The sequence below is a fragment of the Epilithonimonas sp. genome (genome assembly GCF_036780765.1).
Classification (GTDB): domain Bacteria; phylum Bacteroidota; class Bacteroidia; order Flavobacteriales; family Weeksellaceae; genus Epilithonimonas.
Genome location: NZ_DAIQCG010000004.1, coordinates 166,680 through 186,772 on the forward strand (window position 1 = coordinate 166,680; position 20,093 = coordinate 186,772).

Consider the following 20,093-nt stretch of genomic DNA (forward strand, 5'->3'; position numbering starts at 1 on the left):
TAAAATTTAGACTAAAGAAGCTACAATTAATAAAGCTATATTGAAGTTTATTGATAGCTAATCAAAATATGTTCAAAATTAAAAAATATTAATGCGGTATGTTCTATATTCAAAAAACAAAAAAAATGACTCAATTTAGATTAAATTGAGCCATTTGGGCATTTGTGCCCCAGAGGTTCAATTTTCGAAAACTTTCCTAGAAGATTTGGATAAACTTTCACAGCTATGGAATCTTAAAATAGTTTGAAAAAACATGCTCATAAATTATTATTTTCATTTAGGTATTCGCGATAAATAATTTTAATTTTTCAAGATTAATAATCTTAACCTATCGTTCCCTCCGAAAATCGGACAGTAAGTTTAGTTGGAAAAAACCTTCTAAATTTACAATAGGTCACAGAGCAGAAAATTCATTTCAATAGTAAGCTGATTACTGAAAGATTTGTAATTTTATCAACATTTTTTTTGGTAGAAATATTCAAAAAAAATATTTTTCAATAATTATTATCAATGCTAATATTTTCTTATACCTGTCAATATGCTATTAAAGCCTGCATTGTTCTCGCTACAGAAAGAAAAAAGATAGGTATCACTGATATTTCTGAGCATATCGGTACCCCAACATATTTCACCTCTAAAATCTTACAACAGCTCACTAAAAAACAGTTGATCTCATCAGGAAAAGGTAAAGGAGGAGGTTTCTATCTAACAGATGAGCAATTTGAAAATCTTACCATTAAAGATATCTACGAAAATTTTGAAAGTAAGGAAGTTCTCACTTCTTGTCTTTTGGGTTTAAAACACTGTAACAGTGAAAACCCTTGTCCTATTCATCATCTTGCAGTTACTGTAAGAGAAAAAGTCCTTATTATGTTCCAATACAAAATCAAAGATCTGAAAGATCTGGGAAGTGTGGTTCAAATTATGAGTAAACCTTCTGAATTATTGTAATTTTTTTTTATTAAATTATTTATTTTCAATTTTTAAAGATTGGATAAAAGTTAGGATTGAAATCATAATAACAACCGAAGCAAAAAGCAACCAATTTTTTGCAGTTAAAAACGGAATGTAAAATATTGAAAATGTTCCCGATAAACCCAATACAATTTCATTACAAACAATTCCAAATACCAGCAATAAAATACTGAATTTCAATAATTTATTAAATTCAATTTCTTTCATTTGTACAATTTTCCAAATTAGAAAAAGGCTGATTCCCATTAGTAAAACCAAGTGCAAATACGCAATTACGATATTAATATTGCTGAATGCAAAAACACCCAAAGCCGGAATTGCAGACAAACTTTGAAGCAGAAATTTTAAAATAAAGGCAAAACCAAAAATACTGAGAAGAAGTTTCTGTATGAAATTTTGATTTTTAAAAAGATTCGTTTTTCTTATCCAATTCAAAAATAGAATTGCGCCGAAGAATTGAATTACGGAAATCACGACAAAAAATCCATATAGAACTGAGTTCATTTCAATCCATAAAACGGACAATCCGTATCCGAAAAAACATCCGAAAAACAAAAGAAAGAAAATGGTTTTGTTGAGTTTTTCCTTGATTTCAATTCCGATTTTTTTTAATGAAATCAACAACAATCCGATGCAGGAAAACAGGAAAAATCCGTTGTATTGATAATGCAAATAAAAGTAAGTGGAAGCTCGAAACAGAACATCAAGCTCCTCTTTCTTACTGGAAAAATATGCCAATCCGAAAATCCCGATTGCTGAAAATGTGGCAAAAAAAGCGCCTGATTTCAACCAAATAATTTCAGGATTTTCATTCGATTTTGTATCAATTAACAAAAAAATAAAATACGCAAACCCAATAAACAAAGCAATTGAGGAGAAAACAATCGACAACCAAAAATAGCCTCCATAAAGAAATGTAAACAACATTCCGTAGGAACCAATTTGATTGCAAATCATTAAATATTGATATTTCGGAAGATTGATTTTCTTGAAATTTTCACTTAAATATTTCGTCACAAAAAGAAAAATTCCCGCCGAAACCCAACCATAAAATGCAAAATGTGAATGCGATTCCTGCATAAATTTATGATTAAATCCAGGCAACGAAAAAGCCATATTGTAGCGCATCATCACACCAACTACAGAAACAATGAAGAAATTGATAACGCAGATTTTTAACCAAAAATTAAAGTGTATTGTCTGACTATTTTTTAACATTTAAAAATAATTTTTGAAGATATTAAAGTTGGTTTTCGCTTACGCTCGGTTGAATTGTATAAAATATGTGGCCAATCCAGTCATTCTCTAAATAAACTGTTGATCATATCGCTCCGAAAACTAAAATTGAGAAATCCTGACAGCACAGTAAAAATTTGATTATAATTTCACAGCGCATACATTCTTTTACAATTTAACATTAAAATTTTTGCTAAAAATATGCAATAAGAAAGCCTTAAATAAACCCAATTTTTCATAATATACACGAAAAAAAAGATTTAAAATAAGACTTTCTTATCCTTTTTAAAGATAAGGCCATCCGTTTAAAATTCAAGAATATTTGTGGGGATTTGTAAAATCAAGCCAATTTTTCCAAAGTTTTGCATTTTTCTTTATCACCAGATTTCACGACTGAAATATCAATGTATTTTACAGTTCCTAGGCTTGCTTCTTCAAATTGTTTAGCTTTTTTATCTGCGTAACCAAAAGTGTAACCAACTGCTATTACAACTTTATGACCGTTGCAGTCACCCATCGCCAAATAAAGATAGTCGCCCAATCGTGATTGAATATTAATACTCATTTTTTTAATTTAAATTCAATAAATTATTTCCAGAATTCATCTTCATAAAGATCATTTTCTTTTTGATGTATTTGCTCAAGTTGAGCTCCAATATTATTCAGTTTTACATCAGATAAATGTTCTTCTAAATGATGAAAATATATCCGCTCTTCGAAACGAATATGATTGCTTAAAGCATTCGCAAAATCTCCTAAAATACGGATATCGTTAGTTTGATTCATGGTATTGATTAACTTACGAATCTCGTTGTGTTCTTTTTCCATCTGAATCTGAAGAATATTGTTTTCTATTTCGGGAAGTACGAGATGTTCGATTTCAAAATGACGGCTTAGATTTTCCTGCCAATAGTGATTGATGTATTTTTTTATTCTGTCATAAGAAACATTTTTTTTGATCCCTTGACGAATTTTCCAGCTGCAAAGCAATCCGAAATGATGATCTCGGGAAAGCGGGGCTAAGTTTTCGTTTCTTTTCATATTTTAAAATTTAAAAGAACCACCACTACAAAAGTGGCAGTTCTCAGGATTAAATAATTGATTATCTTTTATCTTTTAAAGACCAGCCGGTTTTCAGTCCGATAATGAAAATTACTAATAACATTTCTCCTATTGCCAATAAAATATCACCCGGAACACGCAGCCATCTCAATGTATGCATCATATCGGTTTGCATAAATTCGGCGGAACGTGCATACCAATACCCTTCTTTAATTGAGGCTACAGATTGCATAATTCCTATCGGCAGCAAACTAATGGTTACCATCACCAATAATCCGATATTAGTTAACCAAAAAGCCGAACCGATCAGTTTATCATTCCATTCTCTGTCTGGATACAATCCTCTCAACATAAACATCATCAAACCAATTCCAAGGATTCCATACACTCCAAATAATGCAGCATGGCCGTGAACCGCAGTGGTATTAAGCCCTTGAATATAGTACAATGCTATCGGTGGATTAATGGCAAATCCGAAAATACCGGCTCCTAGGAAATTCCAGAAACACATTGCGATGAAACAGTAAATTGGCCATTTATACGCTTTAATCCATTTAGTAGATTTACTGATTTGATAATTTTGATACGCTTCAAATCCTATTAAAACCAATGGAACAATTTCGAGTGCACTGAATGTTGCTCCCAAAGCCAGAACTGCTGTTGGTGTTGCACTGAAATATAAATGGTGGAACGTCCCCAAAATGCCTCCGGCAAGGAAAATAATTGTTGAAAATAATACTGCATGAGTTGCAGCTTTTAATCTTAGTAATCCTAATCTCGTAAATAAAAACGCAGCTACAACGGTTGCAAAAACTTCAAAGAAGCCTTCTACCCAAAGGTGCACTACCCACCATCTCCAATATTCTGCAATTGCCATGTGGGTTTGTCTTCCGTACATCAATCCTGCACCATAAAATAATGCGATTGCCACTGCAGAAAGTGTAAAGAGTAATAATAAATGTCTGTCGCCATCTTTCTTTTTCAATGCTGGTAAAAGAGCTCTTACCATTAAAATTAACCAAAGAATTAATCCCACTAACAATAAGATCTGCCAAATTCTTCCCAATTCTACATACTCGTAACCGGAATGTCCCCAAAGGAAATTATCTACATAGCCCAACTTTTGCATCACGCCTAACCATTGTCCGGCTAATGAGCCAAAAACTACAATCAATAGAGCTCCAAACAAAATATTGACACCCAAAACCTGATATTTCGGCTCGTATCCTGAAACTGCAGGAGCGATGTATAATCCTGTCGCCAACCACGAAGTAGCAATCCAGAAAATAGCTAATTGTACGTGCCAGCTTCTCGAAATTGACTGCGGTAAAAACTCATCGAGCGGAAAACCATAGAACCCACTTCCTTCAACTCCGTAATGCGCTGTGATGACACCTGCAAACATTTGCACTAAGATCAATAAAGCAACAACCCAAATATATTTTAAAGTTGCACGCATTGAAGCTGTAGGTTTCATACTTCTCAAAGGATCTTCCAATGGAAGCATTTCACTGATCTCTTCTTCTTTATTTTTAGCGTGATAGAAAACCAACAACCCAACGCAACCTAATAACATTAATACACTGAATCCAGACCATAAATGCAGCGATGGTGGAGGAATATTTCCTATTAATTCATCGTGAGGCCAATTGTTGGTGTATGTAATTCCTGTGTCTCCGGGGCGATCAGTGATACAAACCCAGGCTGCCCAGGAAAAGAAAGCGTTCATTTTTGCCATCCTCTCCTCAGTTTTCACTGTATTTTTATGAATGGCATAATGGTCACGAAGCTGATTCATCTCCGCATCATTCATAAATATCTTAGCATAATAATCTGCTAATTCTGCCTGTACTTTAGCTCTTTCGGGAGAAATTACAATTGTTTGAGTTGCCTCATCTAAAGTGTTTTTTCGGATTTCTCTTTTCAGAAGCACCTTGTATCTTGCCTGCTCATCATCAGGAAGATCTTTATAAATTTTTCCATCTTTTTTTGCCAATTCATCTAATAAAAGCAGAGATTCGCGATGGAGGTAATCTGCGCTCCAATCAGGTGCAATATAGGCTCCGTGCCCCCAAATACTCCCAACAGTTTGTCCGCCAATCGATTGCCAAACGTTTTGACCGTCTTTAATATCTTGTCCAGTCGCTACAACTTTTCCATCTGTTGTAACTACTTTATCGGGAACAGGCGGAATTTTCCTGTAAATATCAACGCCATAGTAAATCAAAACTACAAATGAACCGATAATCACTGCTGCAAGCCAGGTCCATAATTTTTTAGTTGTCATAATCTTTACGATTTAATGTTCTACAGAAAATTCTTTTTCGAGGTTAATTGCTTTTGGGAATAGAATATTATTTTCTAAATGAATGTGTTTGTGAAGATCATTTTCAAAATCCTGAAGCATTGCAAATGTTACTTTATAGGTATTACAAGCATCTGCAGGAGGTGTATATTCATCTGTAAGTTCTGCAATTTTTCTTAATCTTTCTCCTTCAACTGTATGTTCGTGCTTCATCATATTTACTGGATTTTCTACCGTTCCGAAATGAGGTTGAGGAATTGCTGTGTTTTCAATTCTTGCTTTCACCATATTTTTAACGAATGGGAAAAGTATCAATTCTTCTTTTTTCATGTGAGCTGCCAAATCCTGAGCTGAACCATCAAAAAGTTCTTTAATTTTGAACAATTCTGGATGACTTCCGCCATGAACTTTGCACAGCTTATCTAAAAACTGTTGAAGAATTGGCGTTTTTTCTTCCACATAGCGGTGATGCGTTTTTTCTACGTAATCTGCTAAAAGATCTAATGGCCAACTGTTGAAATCAATCGAATTACCATCAGTCTTCGGAAGGTTTTCAATGTCGGAATAAATTTGATTTTTATCTAAATTTTTCGGACCACACGCTTCTTCTATCGTTCTACCTCCCTTACAACAAAAATCGATGCCATATTTTTTGAATATCGAAGCAGTTCTAAAATCTTCTGCTACAATGTCTCCTATAAAGTCTGTCTGTGTATTCATAATTTAATACTTTTTTATCTTTTATTATTTTAAAATTTTTTTATTTTTTCACTATTGCTTTGTTTCAATTACAGATTTTTAAAATATAAACTGTAACTCAATTATTTCAAAAGCCACTCTCTTCATGGTATTACGATAATTAAAAATTCAGCAAATAAACAACATGGATTCGTAATGCCAGAGAGAAAAATGAGATTAAAACAGGTTCAGCTGTTTTAACTTTCACATATTATCTAAATATTTATCTATTTTTTTAAAGAAAGAATATATTTTACCATCTTCTGAGCATTTTCTTTACTCATTCCTGCGTGAGGTGTCATTGGGATATCTCCCCAGTTTCCTTTTCCGCCATCAATGATTTTCTGCGCAAGCTTATCAATATCTGATTCTGTATACTTTGCTGCAACATCTTGATATGATGGACCAACCAATTTAGCGTCTACTTTATGACATGACAGACAATCCATTCCTTCTAACAACTCTTTTCCTTCGGCTTCGGGTGTTAATGTTTCAGATTTAGATGCCATTGCTGCAGAATCTATTGTCTTAGGCTCTTCAAGCATTACATTAGATTCTACCGCTGTTTCTGTTGGCTTTTTATCTGAGCATGAGATCATTGTGATTGCTGATAAAACTGTACCTAATACTAACTTTTTCATTTTTTAATTTTTTTATAATTTATAACTCTAGTTGTTTTTTAATTTCTTTTGCAGTACTTTGAATATCGTTCTCAAGGCCTTCTTTCTGGTAAGCCAGTGTACCTTTTTTTGAATACACACTAATAATATTGGAGTGCGAAAATTCCATAGGAGAAATCTCTTTATATTTCACGGCCATAATATTGGCAATTTCCCTGGTATCGTTTTCGTTGCTGCGGATAAACATCCATTCTTTTTCATCAAGCTGATTGTTTTTTAGATAAGCCTGCATAACTGTAGGAGTATCTGTTTTAGGGTCAACAGAAATCAATAAATATTCGATATTATCAGAATCTACTTTTCCAACTTCTTTTGCTATTTTTTTCATTTCCGCAGTCAGCCTCGGGCAAGCAGTTTTACATGAGGTAAAGATCATTGTCGTTACAATTACTTTCCCTTTAAGATCTATAAAGGAAATTTTACTTCCATCCTGTTTTTCCCATACTGAACCCAAGTTGTAAATCGAGTCGGGACTGATAATCTCTTCTTTTTTGCTGCATGACAAAACTGAAAATGCAAACAAAAGATATAGTAACCGTTTCATTTTTTTATTTATTTAAATTTTTTGCACATCTGAATCCTAAGTTATTAAGACAGTAATCAGCTTTAAGGCTCCCTCTGAGTGCATATCTCATGAACCCTGCATAATTTCTAAGATCACTGGAAGTGATGGCAGCACCTGCACAGAAGAGAGATTCGTTTGTCGTATTATCCTTGCGGGATTCTCCGCTCATCATTACAGAATTAAAATCAAATGTCCATTCCCAAACCATTCCATACATATTATAAACACCATAATAATTAGGAAAATCTTGTTTGATAACTTGCTTATTTTTATCCTTTTTCTGATATGATTTTAAAATATAGTCCGTAAACTCAGGTTTCTTAGAAGCATTTTTTGAATTGCAATCTGCCAATGCTGTAAATTCCCATTCATCAATTGTAGGTAATCTTTTACCAACACTTCTTGCATACTCTTTCGCTGCGTACCAGGAAACATTTGTAACCGGCGCATCCGGACTTAGATTTTCGGGTATTTCGTAGTCACTTTTCCAATTTTGAAGATATGAGCTGTCTGCATAAAGACGTTTTACTTTACTTTTTGCCCATTGAGGGTTTGCTTTAAGAAATCTGAGATAATCTGCATTGGTAACCGGGCTGTCGTCCAGATAAAACGTTTCTACTTTTACAATTCTTCCTGAATCTTTACCTATAAAAGCTTCATAGACACCTCCGTCAATTCTTACCATTTTTTTTGAACTGGAGACATATTTTAAATGGCTATGAACATCATGAGATTTTTCATGCGTATTAGAATGTCTGGAACAAGAAAATAGGGTTACGGCAATTGCAAAAAACATACTCACCACAATTCTCATTATTTCTATATTTTAGATCCTTAATGTAACCGTAAGTAATTTTAGTTTTTTTTGTAAACCGCAGGATTTTCAGCTCCGGTGATTTTAATTTTACCTAAAGCACCTTTATTAAAAGCTCTGAAAATCGCATGATCCACAATCACATACTCGCCGGGAACTGTCGCTTTAAACTCTACGATTGAAGCTCCGCCCGGAGGAATTACCGTTGTTTGTACATTCTCATTAATTTTACTTCCACCTTCGATGTATACTTTGTCGAAAATTTCACCAATAACATGGAATGATGATGTCAAATTTGGACCACCATTTCCAACATAGAATCTTACGGTTTCACCTACTTTGGCCTGAAGCTCATTTGCGCCTAACAAGGCACCTGTATTACCATTGAAAACAACATAATCAGGATGTTCGGAAATAGCTTTATCCATATCAAATTCCTGAAGACCTTTGTCTCCAAATTTACCTTTTGTGTAGAAATCACCCTGCATAATGTAGAATTCTTTGTCTACTTTTGGCAGTCCACCTTCCGGTTCAATTAAAATCAAACCATACATTCCGTTGGCAATATGCATTCCGACAGGTGCAGTTGCACAATGGTAAACGTATAAACCCGGATTGGTTGCTTTAAAAGTAAACACAGCTTCTTTTCCTGGCGCAACGAAAGTTGCTTCTGCGCCACCTCCGGGGCCGTTTACTGCATGTAAATCTATATTGTGAGGAAAGGTTGAATTTTCGTTATTTTTAAGATGAAGTTCAATGTCATCTCCCACTCTTGCTCTGATGAAACTTCCGGGAACTGTTCCGTTGAAAGTCCAAAAATTATATTGCGTTCCATCTGCAAGTTCGCCCATTTTTTCAATGGTTTCAAGTCTGACAATAACTTTTTTCGCGGCACGGTTACCAACGGGTAAGGGAACATTCGGTGCGACGGCAAACTTGAGTTCTTCGGTAGTTCCGTCCGTTTTGATCTGTTCTGCATCTTGCTTGTTTTCAGATGAAGCAGATTCATTTTGTTTGCAGGAATTAAAGCTAATGAATGCAGACAAAACAGCTGTTACTAAGAGTGATTTTCTCATTTTGTATAGATTTACAAAGATTATCATGTTTTAAAATAATTAAATTAAATAATATATTAATACCTTAAAGTCTTTTATTATTTGATAGTTTTTATATTATAAATTATTATCTTTTTAATTATTTAAGTGGTTTATTTTTTTAGAAAAGTCAACTTCAAATCTAGATTTTTAACAAACAGTTCGATTTTAGAATTTTCCAGCATATCTTTTATTTTCTGGCGAATATGCTTAAAATCATTATGAATAGGACAAGGATGATCTTCCGAACATTCTTTAAGACCGAGACCACAACCCGAAAAGAGTTTATCCCCATCTATTTCTCTCACGATATCAGCTACAGACTGTTCAAGATCTTTTCCTTCCATGTAAAAACCTCCATTGGGTCCTTTTGCTGATTGTACAAAGCCCTTTCTGCTAAGATCCTGTAATATTTTAGCAATAAAATATTCCGGAGAATCTATCCCTGCTGAAATATCTTTAATCCCCACCCTACTTCCGTCCTTAGACTTCTGTGCGATAAATATCAAAGCTCGAATGGCGTATTCACAGGTTTTAGAAAACATTTGCTATTTTTATAATACAAAGATAAAAATCTATTTTGAATAAAAGACAATTTGGTATTTTATTTTAAGTGATAATTATCATGCCAATTCCAAAAGTCTTCGCTCCCCTTCAATTTTTTTTCTCTCAGAAATATCCTGCGACATCTCAATTACGCCACGATAATTTTTTTCGAATCACGGCAAAATATCTAACATAAATCAGTTTATCCCAGTAATTAAACCAAAACGAAGCTTCATTTTGTTCACCTTTACTGAAAGCTTCTAAAACTTTCAGTACCGTATCAACACTTTTCGGAGGATAGCAAAAACGAACTCCCATTCCCATAATACCAGCACTTCTGGGAAAAACAAACTCTTCTCCACGGTTATAGAAAATTATACGATCGTTTTTGGATATGCAAATAGAAATTCCAGTATAAGTTAAGCTACATTTTGATAAATTTTGTTTTGATTGTTAAACTCTTCAATAGTTTGATATTCAAAGCACTGTGGCGTCTTTTTTTGTTGTAACAGATTTCGATGTATTCAAAGATTTCAAGCTCCATTTTTTCTTTGGTGATGAGTTTGTTACCGTAGATCAATTCTGTTTTTAGGGATTTGAAAAAGCTCTCTGCCACCGCATTATCCCAACAATTTCCTTTACGGCTCATACTTCTTGTAACGCCATAAAAATCGATGGTATTTGCAAATTTTTTGCTTGCATATTGAACACCTCGGTCACTATGAAAAATTAAACTTTCCCCTATTTTTCTGTTTTTGACAGCCATTTTCCAAGCAGCTAAACTAGTTTCCTCGGTACTCATCCCATTACTCAAACTCCAACCAATTATTTTCCGGTCATACAGATCAATAACTGTGGTCAAATATAAAAACCCTTCTTTGGTCTGAATATAAGTGATGTCCGAAGCCCAAACTTTCGACGCTTCTCTCACTGAAAAGTTCCTGTCCAAAACATTTTCCACTACCAAATAATTGTGTTTAGAGTTCGTCGTTACTTTGAATTTTCGGCTTAATTTACTTCTCAAACCAAGTTCTTTCATATATTTTGCAACGGTTACTCTGGAAATTTTATAGCCTAAAGAATTCAACTCAAACGTAATCCTGGGGCTTCCATAGCGTTGTCTTGATGAAAAATAAATTGAAGTTATTTGCTCTTTTATTTTTTCTTTCAAAAGCAATCTCTTGCTCCTCGGTCTATTTTTCCATTTATAATAGCCACTGGAACTTAATTGCAAAACATTACACATCTTTTCAATCGGAAATATGGATTCGTAGCTTTTAATAAACACATATTTCATCGAGCGCTCTTGGAGAAGATGCCGATTGCTTTTTTTAATATATCACGTTCCAGCTCTGCATCTTTGAGTTTTTTCTCCAGTTCGTGGATTTTTTCCTGCTCGGGTGTGAGTTTTAAATTCCCATTCCCAGGAAAGCTGCCTTCTCCAAATTGTTCGTACTCTTTGCGCCATTTGTAAAGCAGCGTGACTGCAATTCCCAATTCTCTTGCGAGTTCTGAGATATTATTTCGCTCATTGCTCAGTTGAACAGCTTTGGTTTTAAATGTTGGATCATAGATTTTTCTCTCTCGTTTCATAGGTTAAAATTAAGGTTTTATGCTTAACTTTAACTGGACGCTAAATTACTACATCCACCTTAAGAGTTTAAATTCTGTTTCACTATAGCTTATAAACAACAAGAACCCTTCAATACATGAAGAATTCTTGTTATTGAAAAATTCTTAAAATTACTCTGTTATATAAGTGATGTTATCGAAATAGTAAGTGTGCTTGTTACCAGTGAATTCTTTAAAAGTAATATTCTGTACAGCTGCTGGATTATTAAGTTGCGACCAAGTAAATTTCACTTCTTTCCAATCTTTTCCAGTAGTAAACTGCCTTACTTCCGCATCACTCCAATCGCCATTGAAAATTAACTCTAATTTTCCATCATCATCGGATCTAACAGCAAATTTAATTCCTGTATATTTAGTTACCGCATCTTGATCCCAACCCCAGTTTCCTTGGATATTATCCCATCCATTAATTTCCTTTTTGATAAACACATTCCCTTGGAAAGCCGCAGAATGGTCAGTAACATAAGTATGATTGTTCCAAGCTTCAAAATCCCAAGGAGCATAAAATTTGTCATCAAAAATAGCCGTTCCAACTGCAGTTCCCCAGGTATTATTTCCAGAAAGTGTAGTCACTGTAATTTTCTTGCCTTGAGAATTTGCAGGGAGTTTGATTTTCATTTCTGTCAAACTTTTGGAAATAATCTCAGCTTCATTTTCTCCAACTTTAACAGTAGGATTTACAAAATAATTACCATAAAGAGTCACCTCTTCTCCGTCTGCAGCATTAATAGGGTTAAAGCTTGTGAAAACCGGTGCTGGTGGTGCAATGATAAAGTCATATTCTATGGTACCAACTCCTGTTACAATTTTAATTTTGTTGTTTCCATTTTCATACGGTGTATCTGTATTAATTGTAACAATGATGTGTGTATCTGTAACTAAATTTGGATTAAAATAAGATTCTTTTTCATTAAAATAGATATGTCTGAGGCTAGCAAAACCTTTTCCCTGAATAACGTAGGTATTATTAGCATAACCAATTGTTGTTGGAGTAAGAGGATCAACTGGTTTCCCATCTGCATCTACAGAAGCTGACACAAACTCTACTGAAGGAGCAGTTGCCTGATAAGCAGCATCGTCATTATTACAAGAACATATAGTTATTAGTGATAATATTACTAATGAAACGTACTTATAAGATTTAAAAAATAGTGTTTTCATAGTTCAAATAATATTAGAATTGATAAGGAACTGGTTGCTCCAAAAGTTTAGGGTTTTTAGCTACATCATTTGCCGGATAAGGTAATGTAAAACTGGATTCAGTTGGAGTAAAGTATTCTGCATTGTTCATATTTCCTCTATTCTGAGCAGACATAATAGAAATCGCTTTGTTACGATCTATTCTTCCCAGATCAAACCAATAATCACCCTCGAAAGCAAGCTCTTTTCTTCTTTCTTTGAATAAATCGTCAAAAGTAAAAGAAGAAACACTGGAAAGACCTGCCCTATTTCTTACAGCATTATAAGAGGCTAAAGCTGTAGCATCCGAAGTTGAACTTCCACCAGCAAGAATACTTTCTGCATGGATCAGCAACAACTCCGCATAACGCATAATGTATGTGTTATTATCCATCATAGCCCAAGAATCGACAGGTCCTGTAAGGCTAGAGTTTACGATTCCGATGCAGTATTTTTTGATAGCTGCACCAGCTCCTTGTCCACCGATAAGATCGGCAGATGGTACAACAAGTCCAGTTTTGAATTCGAGGCCATCCTTGTATTTCATATTGGGATAAACATTGCCGGGAAACATAATTGTTTCATTTCTTCTGACATCATTAGTGCTATAAAGCGAAAGAATGTCTTGTGATGGCGCAAAAACACCGCCATATGACGCATTGGAAGTAGAAATAGTTCCGTTCGCAATTCCAAATTGTGTGTTACAGTTGTTTGCAGAGCCGTAGTTGGCATCGCCTTTCCATTGCAATGCAAAAATGGATTCCTCATTATTGTTATTAGGATACAAGAAGAGATCTCCGAATGATTTTCCTACAGACGAATAAGCAGAAGTTCCGCCTAATAGTCTGAACTCGCCACTGTTTATTACTTCCTGGGATAATTCTCTTGCTTTAGCATAATTTCTATTGTACAGGTACACCTTCGCAAGCATTGCTTTTGCAGAACCTTTAGAAACTTTGGCATTGGTTGCAGAAGCGTTTCCGCGTATTTTGGCATCCAGAAGTTCAATAGCTTTGGTGTAATCTCTTCTGATAAGTTCATACACATCAGAAGTAGGGTTGGTGTTAACCTGAGGTTTGTTGACAATATCCAATGTGTTGACGATGATTGGAACATTTCCCCATAATCTTACAAGATAGAAATAGGCAGTTGCGCGCATAAAATGAGCCTCACCTAATGCATTGTTGATGACAGACTCGCTCACGCTTGATCCTGCACTGTTTTTAAGGTTGTTGATGAGATAATTGGCCTGAGCAATATTAGCCCAAAGGGACTGCCAACCAGCATTCATTTCTGGATCAGCAGAAGTGATGTTGAATGTTCTCATTGCATTTACGTCGGACGAATTGGTGTACATATTACCGGAACCAACTTCCGAAATCGCATAGAAAAATTTGTTATTGAACTGAAACCAAGTCTTAAAATACATAGCATCAGTAGCAGTTCGTACCTGCTCATCATTCTGATAATAGTTGTCTGAAGTAATAGCAGATTCAGAAGGACGGTTTGTAAAATCATCGGCACACGATGCCAAGGACATCATTGCAATAGCTGATGTTGCAAAAAACCGTATTGTTTTATTATTATTATTTAGCTTTTTCATTTTTATCAATTTTAGAATTCTAAGTTAACACCAAAAATAAAAGTTCTCGGCGTTGGGTATCGGCCGTTATCAATACCGGATAGAAGTACATTTTGGTTAAAATCTCCAATCTCTGGGTCGTAGCCGGAATAGCTGGTGATTGTGAACAAATTCTGGGCAGTAGCATACACTCTCATTCTGGAAAGTCCTACCTGTGATGCAAAATTGCCAGGAAGTGTGTAACCTAATGTTATATTTTGAAGTCTCAGATAATCGCCCTTCTCAACATAACGATCAGAAATCATAATGTTTGGGTGAGAGATACTATTGATTAATCTTGGCTGGCTGGCATTGGGATTTTCTGTTGACCAGTAGTCCATGGCCTCTACAAGTTGGTTCTGGAACATCATCGCATTCTGCGTGCCGTTTCTTTTGGTTAGGTTTAAGATATCATTACCCACTGTTCCTGTAAAGAAAAATGACAAGTCAAGACTTTTATATTTGAATGTATTGGTAAAGCCGAAAGTAAAGTCAGGGTTTGGGTTTCCAATAATTGTTCTGTCAAGGTCATCAATTTTTCCATCACCATTAGTATCAGCATATTTCACATCTCCCAAAACAGGTGTTGCTCCGTAAACAGATGGCACATTCTGAAGATCTGCCGAGGTACGGTAAAGTCCTTCGGATTTAAGACCCCAGAAAGTTCCAACTGCCTGGCCAATTAAAGTATTGGTAGCGACCATTGGCTGATAACCGTTGATGTTTACCATTCCATTGATGTCAGATAATCCATTCGCAAGTTCTTCTACAGTGTTTCTGTTTCTTGTGAAAACTAAATTTGTGCTCCAGTTGAGCCCTTCTCCTCTTGTTTCATAATTTACAGAAATTTCAATTCCTTTGTTTTTCATTCTTCCAAGATTGGAGAATGGTGCATCAATACCTCCATACTGTGAGGATCCTCCTGTAAGATAGTCTGGCAATGGAACACTGAAGAGGAATCCGGAAGATGTCTTGTCAAACCAATCAAAAACAATATTCAGACGTTTGAATAATGTAAGGTCTGCTCCAAAGTTGGTCTGTTTCATCGTTTCCCACTTCAGATCAGGATTCGGAAGGTTTGAAGCGAGATTATATTGTGTTAGTAATGCCGCATATCTGTTGTTCGGAATCTGCTGATTTCCTGTTTCACCATATCCAGCACGGAATTTCAAATTACTAACTACATTCTGAGGAATCCACTGCATAAAGCTTTCATTGGTTACACGCCAAGATCCTGAAACACCAGGAAAATAACCTGTCTGATTTTTACCCCCATTATTGATCGGATCAAACTTCGATGAGCGGTCGCTACGGATAGAGGCATTGATACTGTACCGGTTATTAAAGTCATAAATCAAACGTGCAAAGTATGAAAGTAAAGATGCGCTGTCATTGCTTCCGATGACATTGGTGTCCTCCGCAAGGTTCATATTATAGATGTCATTAGATTTAAAACCCTGTCCCTGCGCATTTTGCCATTTCCAATGGCTGTCCAAAGCTTCTTGCCCAACTAATAATGTAAACTTGTGTTGTCCAAAGGATTTATCGTAAGTAAGGAAGTTTTTGATATTGGTAGAGTACCATTCATTATCTCTTACCCAAAGATCAGCAATGTCATTAGACTGAGATCCTCTGTTAAAAGCGGGCCAAAACTCTGTGTTTGTAGAATTTTCAGTATTGGCAGATAATTCTACACGATATTTCAACCCTTTTACGATGTCGGCTTCTGCGTAGATATTACCTAAAAAGTTTTTTCTTACCAGCTTATTAACTTTGGTCAGCGCTTCTGCAACCGGATTGAAATAATTTACATTTTGTCCAGCTGGAGGAGAGGCGTAAGTTCCGTCTGCATTATAAACAGGAAGATCAGGCGCTTGCAGTAAAGTGTTGCTGATTAATCCTGTATAACTTTGGTTAACGGTAAATCTTTCGTTGGAAACCCCTCCTGAAAGGTTGGCTCCCACTTTTAGCCAAGGCTTCAGCTTTGTGTTCAGATTAAGCCTAAGTGTGTATCTTTTGAGACCAGTATTGATAATTGTTCCCTGCTGATCTGTGTATCCTGTTGATAAATAATAGGTGGTGTCATCCTTGCCACCAGAAAATGAAACCTGATGACTTTGAGATATCGCTTTCTGATAGATAGTACGTTGCCAGTCTGTGCCATTCCCTAGAAGTTCTGGGTGTGCAAACTCGGGTCTGATCTGTGTTCCAAAAATGGGAGCCATTGCGTTTTGCAATTTCGCATATTGCTGGAGGTTTAAAACATCCAGATATTTATAATTGCTTGCAATAGAAGTAAAACCTTCATAAGATATTTTGCCCACTCCTTTTTTTCCAGACTTGGTGGTGACAATAACAACACCATTTGCACCCCTGGAACCGTAGATTGCTGTTGCAGATGCATCTTTTAAAACATCAATGGACTCAATGTCATTAGGATTTAGAAATGATATAGGAGATACGGCGACGCTTCCAGATCCACCTGTTGATGAGAGGTCATTTCCAGCAATAGGTCTTCCAGTAGTAGAGTATCCTGTGGCATCACCAGAAATTGGTACACCATCAATGATATACAATGGCTGATTGATCCCGCCTAGTGATGTGGTGCCTCTTACTTTTACAGATACTGCAGAACCAGGCTGTCCACTACTCACCGTTACTGCGACACCAGCCAGCTTCCCTTGTAGCATTTGGTCAACCGAAACCTGCTTCACATCCGCCAAGTCTTTTGCTTTGATGGATGATACAGCAGAGTTAACATCGCTTCGCTTTTGTGTGCCGTAACCAATAACAACGACTTCATCGATACTGGTTTCTTTTAGGCTGTCCTTCTTAGTCTTCTGAGCCTGTAGGGCGCCGAAAGGTAAAAGGGAAAGAGCAAAAAACCATGCTGCCTTGTTCAGGTGAATAGAACTTGCAGCGTTTTGATTTAATTTTCTCATGGTATAACTAAGGTTGATTTTTAAGTCAATTAAAATTTAATTAACATTCTGTTTACATTTATAGCAAATCTAAATTTTGCTTCGCGTTTGCATTAATGTTATTTTGTCATTATTAAATGTTATTTTTATATCACAGAACAATAAAAAATAAAAAAACATTCTCAAATGCCTATCTATAAATACATTAATAAAAACAATACACCATGAAAAAACATGATTATATTTTATTATTTTATATAAATTTACATTAAAAATCAATGAAAAAATATCAATATAGTGTCATTTTAAGACAAAAAAGAACCAATAGAATGAGCAAAAAAGTTAGCTTATTTGTTAATTTTTCTAAAAAACAAAATTATTGCACTTTTTTAATTCCATTAAATTTCGCTTTGAATTCACTTGGTGTTGATTTCTGAATAGACTTGAAAATCTTGTTAAAGTTTGCAATATTATTAAAACCCGCTTCGAAAGCAATCTCCGACACCGTCAAATCCTTTTCTATAAGCCATCTCGCAGCATAACCTACACGAACTTCATTAAGGTAATTAACAAAAGTTTTACCTGTTCTTTTCTTGATATATCGGTTAAAAGTCACAATACTCATATTCACAAGTTGGGCAACTTCTTCCAGACTGATCTTTTTTTCAAAATTATTATGCACATAATCATGAACAACTTTCATACTGTCATTATCTACAAAAGTCTCCTGTTCTATACTATATGATGACAAAATAGTTTTATCCTCCGCAATCGCCAGTTCATGAAGGATAAACATCATCTCCATAAAAGCTTCAAAGCTATTCTTCTTGGACAATCCTAAAAAATTATCCTTTAATCGCTGCGCTGTTTCTTTTGAAAAAAGAACCCCTCTTATAGATAATTTAACAAGATCATTTATAGGCTTCATAATTCTTCTTTTCATCAATGAAGAATCAAAAAAATCTTGATTGAACTGCACCGTGATCTCATGGATCTTCTTGGATTTCCCTTTGTAATTATCCCAGCAATGTGGCAAAAACGCCCCTACCATTACCAGTTCCAAATCATCAATCTCTCCTACGTGATCACCAACAATTCTTTTATTCCCTTTGCCTTTGGAAATAAAATTAATCTCAATTTCCGGATGATAATGAATGGGAAAATCGAAGTTTTTCTTAACCCTATCAAACACCAAGAACGTCTCATCAGGAGAAATAGTAGCAATCTCCCTAAGAATAGTTGAATTTTTGTCCATATTATATCGGATTTAATATTTTACAAAACAGTACTTTATAAAAAACTTGTCTTTTTCATACATAAAAATGACAAAATAACATTACACTACACAAACATACATAAATAATTTTGGCATTAACCAAATGTTAATACATTTAATAAAAACTTCGATCAAATGAATGTTTTCAAAAAAATATTATTATTATACCTAATCCATCTATTGAGTTTGAGTTTTGCGCAAAAATTTGTGAGTGTTAAACAAAATCAATTTGTGTATAAAAACAAAGCTTATTACTTTGTTGGAACCAATTTTTGGTATGCTTCCTATCTTGGTTTGGAAAAAAATCCAGAAAAAGGAATCGAAAGACTAAAAAAAGAATTGGATTTTCTGAAAGATAACAATGTTAAAAACATCCGTGTCTTAGCAGGTGTAGAAGGAGCTGGAAAAATCAACGGGGTGAATCGCGTAGAACCAAGCTATCAGCCGGAAGCAGGGAAATTCAGTGATGAAAATCTAAAGGGATTGGACATTCTAATGTCAGAAGCTGGAAAAAGAAACATAAAAGTTGTACTTTTCCTATCCAACAATTGGGAATGGAGCGGCGGTTGGCTTCAATATCTCAATTGGAACGGCAAAATCGATGATGAGACAATGAAACGAGCGCTCAATTGGGATGAACTTCGTGATTATACTTCAAAATTCTACTCTTGTAAAGAATGTAAAGCTCAATATTATCAGCAAGTTAAAAATATCATCACCAGAAAAAATACAATCACTGGAAAAAAATATATTGATGATACTACTCTAATGGCTTGGGAAATAGCGAACGAACCAAGACCAATGAGACCAACTGCTAATGAGGACTATAAAAAATTCATTTCTGAAACAGCCGCATTTATCAAATCATTAGACAAAAATCACCTGGTTACAACTGGAAGCGAGGGTGAAATGGGAACAGAAGACATGTCGCTATACAAAGAAAACCACAGTGATAAAAACATTAATTATCTTACTATTCATATCTGGCCAAAAAACTGGGGCTGGTTTGATAAAAACAAAATGGATGAGGGTTTTGAAAATGCAAAAGATAAAACATTAGAATATATCAACAAACATATACAAGTAGCCGATGAACATAATAAACCATTGGTTTTGGAAGAATTTGGATTTCCGAGAGATCATCATTCTTTTGACATCAATAGCACAACGACTTTAAGAGATCAATATTACGATGCTATTTTCAAGCTTTGGAAAACCAACAAAGACAAAAACGGAAGTTTTGCAGGAACTGCTTTTTGGGCATTTGGAGGTATTTCCAAACCGATTCCCAGACAAATATATTGGAAAAAAGGAGACGATTATATGGGCGATCCACCAATGGAAGAACAAGGTCTGAATGCCGTATTCCAGTCGGACAAGTCAACTTGGGAAGTCATCAGGAAGTACAGCCAAACATCAGAATCTGAAAATCGTTAAATCATTTAAGTA

Annotated in this window: 16 protein-coding genes and 2 pseudogenes; 2 read left to right on the top strand and 16 right to left on the bottom strand. The window is 35.0% G+C overall.

Annotated features, from left to right (window positions below; genetic code table 11):
• Positions 1-510 precede the first annotated feature (510 nt).
• Positions 511-951 carry an RrF2 family transcriptional regulator gene (locus V7P73_RS09295; protein WP_333852943.1) on the top strand — a complete coding sequence of 147 codons (441 nt, stop codon included), beginning with the start codon at positions 511-513 and terminating at the stop codon, positions 949-951.
• 15 nt (positions 952-966) lie between these two features.
• On the opposite strand, the gene V7P73_RS09300 is transcribed toward V7P73_RS09295, so the two are convergent.
• From V7P73_RS09300 to V7P73_RS09375, 16 genes and pseudogenes are all read right to left on the bottom strand, one after another.
• Positions 967-2,193 (bottom strand): hypothetical protein, encoded by a 1,227-nt coding sequence (locus V7P73_RS09300; protein ID WP_333852944.1) that lies wholly within the window; start codon positions 2,191-2,193, stop codon positions 967-969.
• Between the two features lie 358 nt (positions 2,194-2,551).
• A complete protein-coding gene (locus tag V7P73_RS09305) occupies positions 2,552-2,776 on the bottom strand; it encodes a hypothetical protein (RefSeq protein WP_312763725.1) in 225 nt (74 codons plus the stop codon).
• Between the two features lie 23 nt (positions 2,777-2,799).
• Positions 2,800-3,252, bottom strand: coding sequence for a hemerythrin domain-containing protein (locus tag V7P73_RS09310; RefSeq protein ID WP_333852945.1), 453 nt, complete (start codon positions 3,250-3,252; stop codon positions 2,800-2,802).
• A gap of 61 nt (positions 3,253-3,313) precedes the next feature.
• Complete coding sequence (locus V7P73_RS09315; RefSeq protein ID WP_333852947.1) at positions 3,314-5,560, bottom strand: nitric-oxide reductase large subunit; 2,247 nt, start codon at positions 5,558-5,560, stop codon at positions 3,314-3,316.
• A gap of 12 nt (positions 5,561-5,572) precedes the next feature.
• Entirely contained in the window at positions 5,573-6,298 is a 726-nt protein-coding gene (gene ric, locus V7P73_RS09320; RefSeq protein ID WP_333852949.1) for an iron-sulfur cluster repair di-iron protein, read from the bottom strand.
• A 245-nt stretch (positions 6,299-6,543) separates the two neighbouring features.
• Positions 6,544-6,957 (bottom strand): c-type cytochrome, encoded by a 414-nt coding sequence (locus tag V7P73_RS09325; RefSeq protein ID WP_333852951.1) that lies wholly within the window; start codon positions 6,955-6,957, stop codon positions 6,544-6,546.
• 19 nt (positions 6,958-6,976) lie between these two features.
• Positions 6,977-7,540 carry an SCO family protein gene (locus V7P73_RS09330; protein ID WP_333852952.1) on the bottom strand — a complete coding sequence of 188 codons (564 nt, stop codon included), beginning with the start codon at positions 7,538-7,540 and terminating at the stop codon, positions 6,977-6,979.
• 4 nt (positions 7,541-7,544) lie between these two features.
• Positions 7,545-8,246: a formylglycine-generating enzyme family protein gene (locus tag V7P73_RS09335; protein WP_333852954.1), complete on the bottom strand. Its 702-nt coding sequence runs from the start codon at positions 8,244-8,246 to the stop codon at positions 7,545-7,547.
• A gap of 182 nt (positions 8,247-8,428) precedes the next feature.
• Positions 8,429-9,478: pseudogene (nirK, locus tag V7P73_RS09340) on the bottom strand (copper-containing nitrite reductase); the annotation flags it as partial.
• 104 nt (positions 9,479-9,582) lie between these two features.
• A complete protein-coding gene (locus tag V7P73_RS09345; protein ID WP_333852955.1) occupies positions 9,583-10,014 on the bottom strand; it encodes an RrF2 family transcriptional regulator in 432 nt (143 codons plus the stop codon).
• Between the two features lie 78 nt (positions 10,015-10,092).
• A pseudogene (locus V7P73_RS09350) lies at positions 10,093-10,399 on the bottom strand (PAS domain-containing protein); the annotation flags it as partial.
• A gap of 40 nt (positions 10,400-10,439) precedes the next feature.
• Positions 10,440-11,608, bottom strand: a protein-coding gene (locus V7P73_RS09355; protein ID WP_333852957.1) for an IS3 family transposase whose coding sequence is annotated in 2 segments (ribosomal slippage) — positions 10,440-11,341 and positions 11,341-11,608 — 1,170 coding nt in all. Because the reading frame shifts where the segments join, the coding sequence is not laid out codon by codon here.
• Positions 11,609-11,758: 150 nt separating this feature from the next.
• Positions 11,759-12,808 carry an IPT/TIG domain-containing protein gene (locus V7P73_RS09360; RefSeq protein WP_333852959.1) on the bottom strand — a complete coding sequence of 350 codons (1,050 nt, stop codon included), beginning with the start codon at positions 12,806-12,808 and terminating at the stop codon, positions 11,759-11,761.
• 13 nt (positions 12,809-12,821) lie between these two features.
• Positions 12,822-14,429, bottom strand: coding sequence for a RagB/SusD family nutrient uptake outer membrane protein (locus V7P73_RS09365; protein WP_333852961.1), 1,608 nt, complete (start codon positions 14,427-14,429; stop codon positions 12,822-12,824).
• 11 nt (positions 14,430-14,440) lie between these two features.
• On the bottom strand, positions 14,441-17,389 hold the full coding sequence (locus V7P73_RS09370; protein ID WP_333852963.1) for a SusC/RagA family TonB-linked outer membrane protein: 2,949 nt from the start codon (positions 17,387-17,389) through the stop codon (positions 14,441-14,443).
• Between the two features lie 355 nt (positions 17,390-17,744).
• The gene (locus V7P73_RS09375; RefSeq protein WP_333852965.1) at positions 17,745-18,623 is read right to left on the bottom strand and encodes an AraC family transcriptional regulator; all 879 of its coding nucleotides are present in this window, start codon (positions 18,621-18,623) and stop codon (positions 17,745-17,747) included.
• A gap of 228 nt (positions 18,624-18,851) precedes the next feature.
• On the opposite strand from V7P73_RS09375, the gene V7P73_RS09380 reads away from it, so the two are divergent.
• The gene (locus V7P73_RS09380) at positions 18,852-20,081 is read left to right on the top strand and encodes a glycoside hydrolase 5 family protein (RefSeq protein ID WP_333852967.1); all 1,230 of its coding nucleotides are present in this window, start codon (positions 18,852-18,854) and stop codon (positions 20,079-20,081) included.
• Positions 20,082-20,093 lie beyond the last annotated feature (12 nt).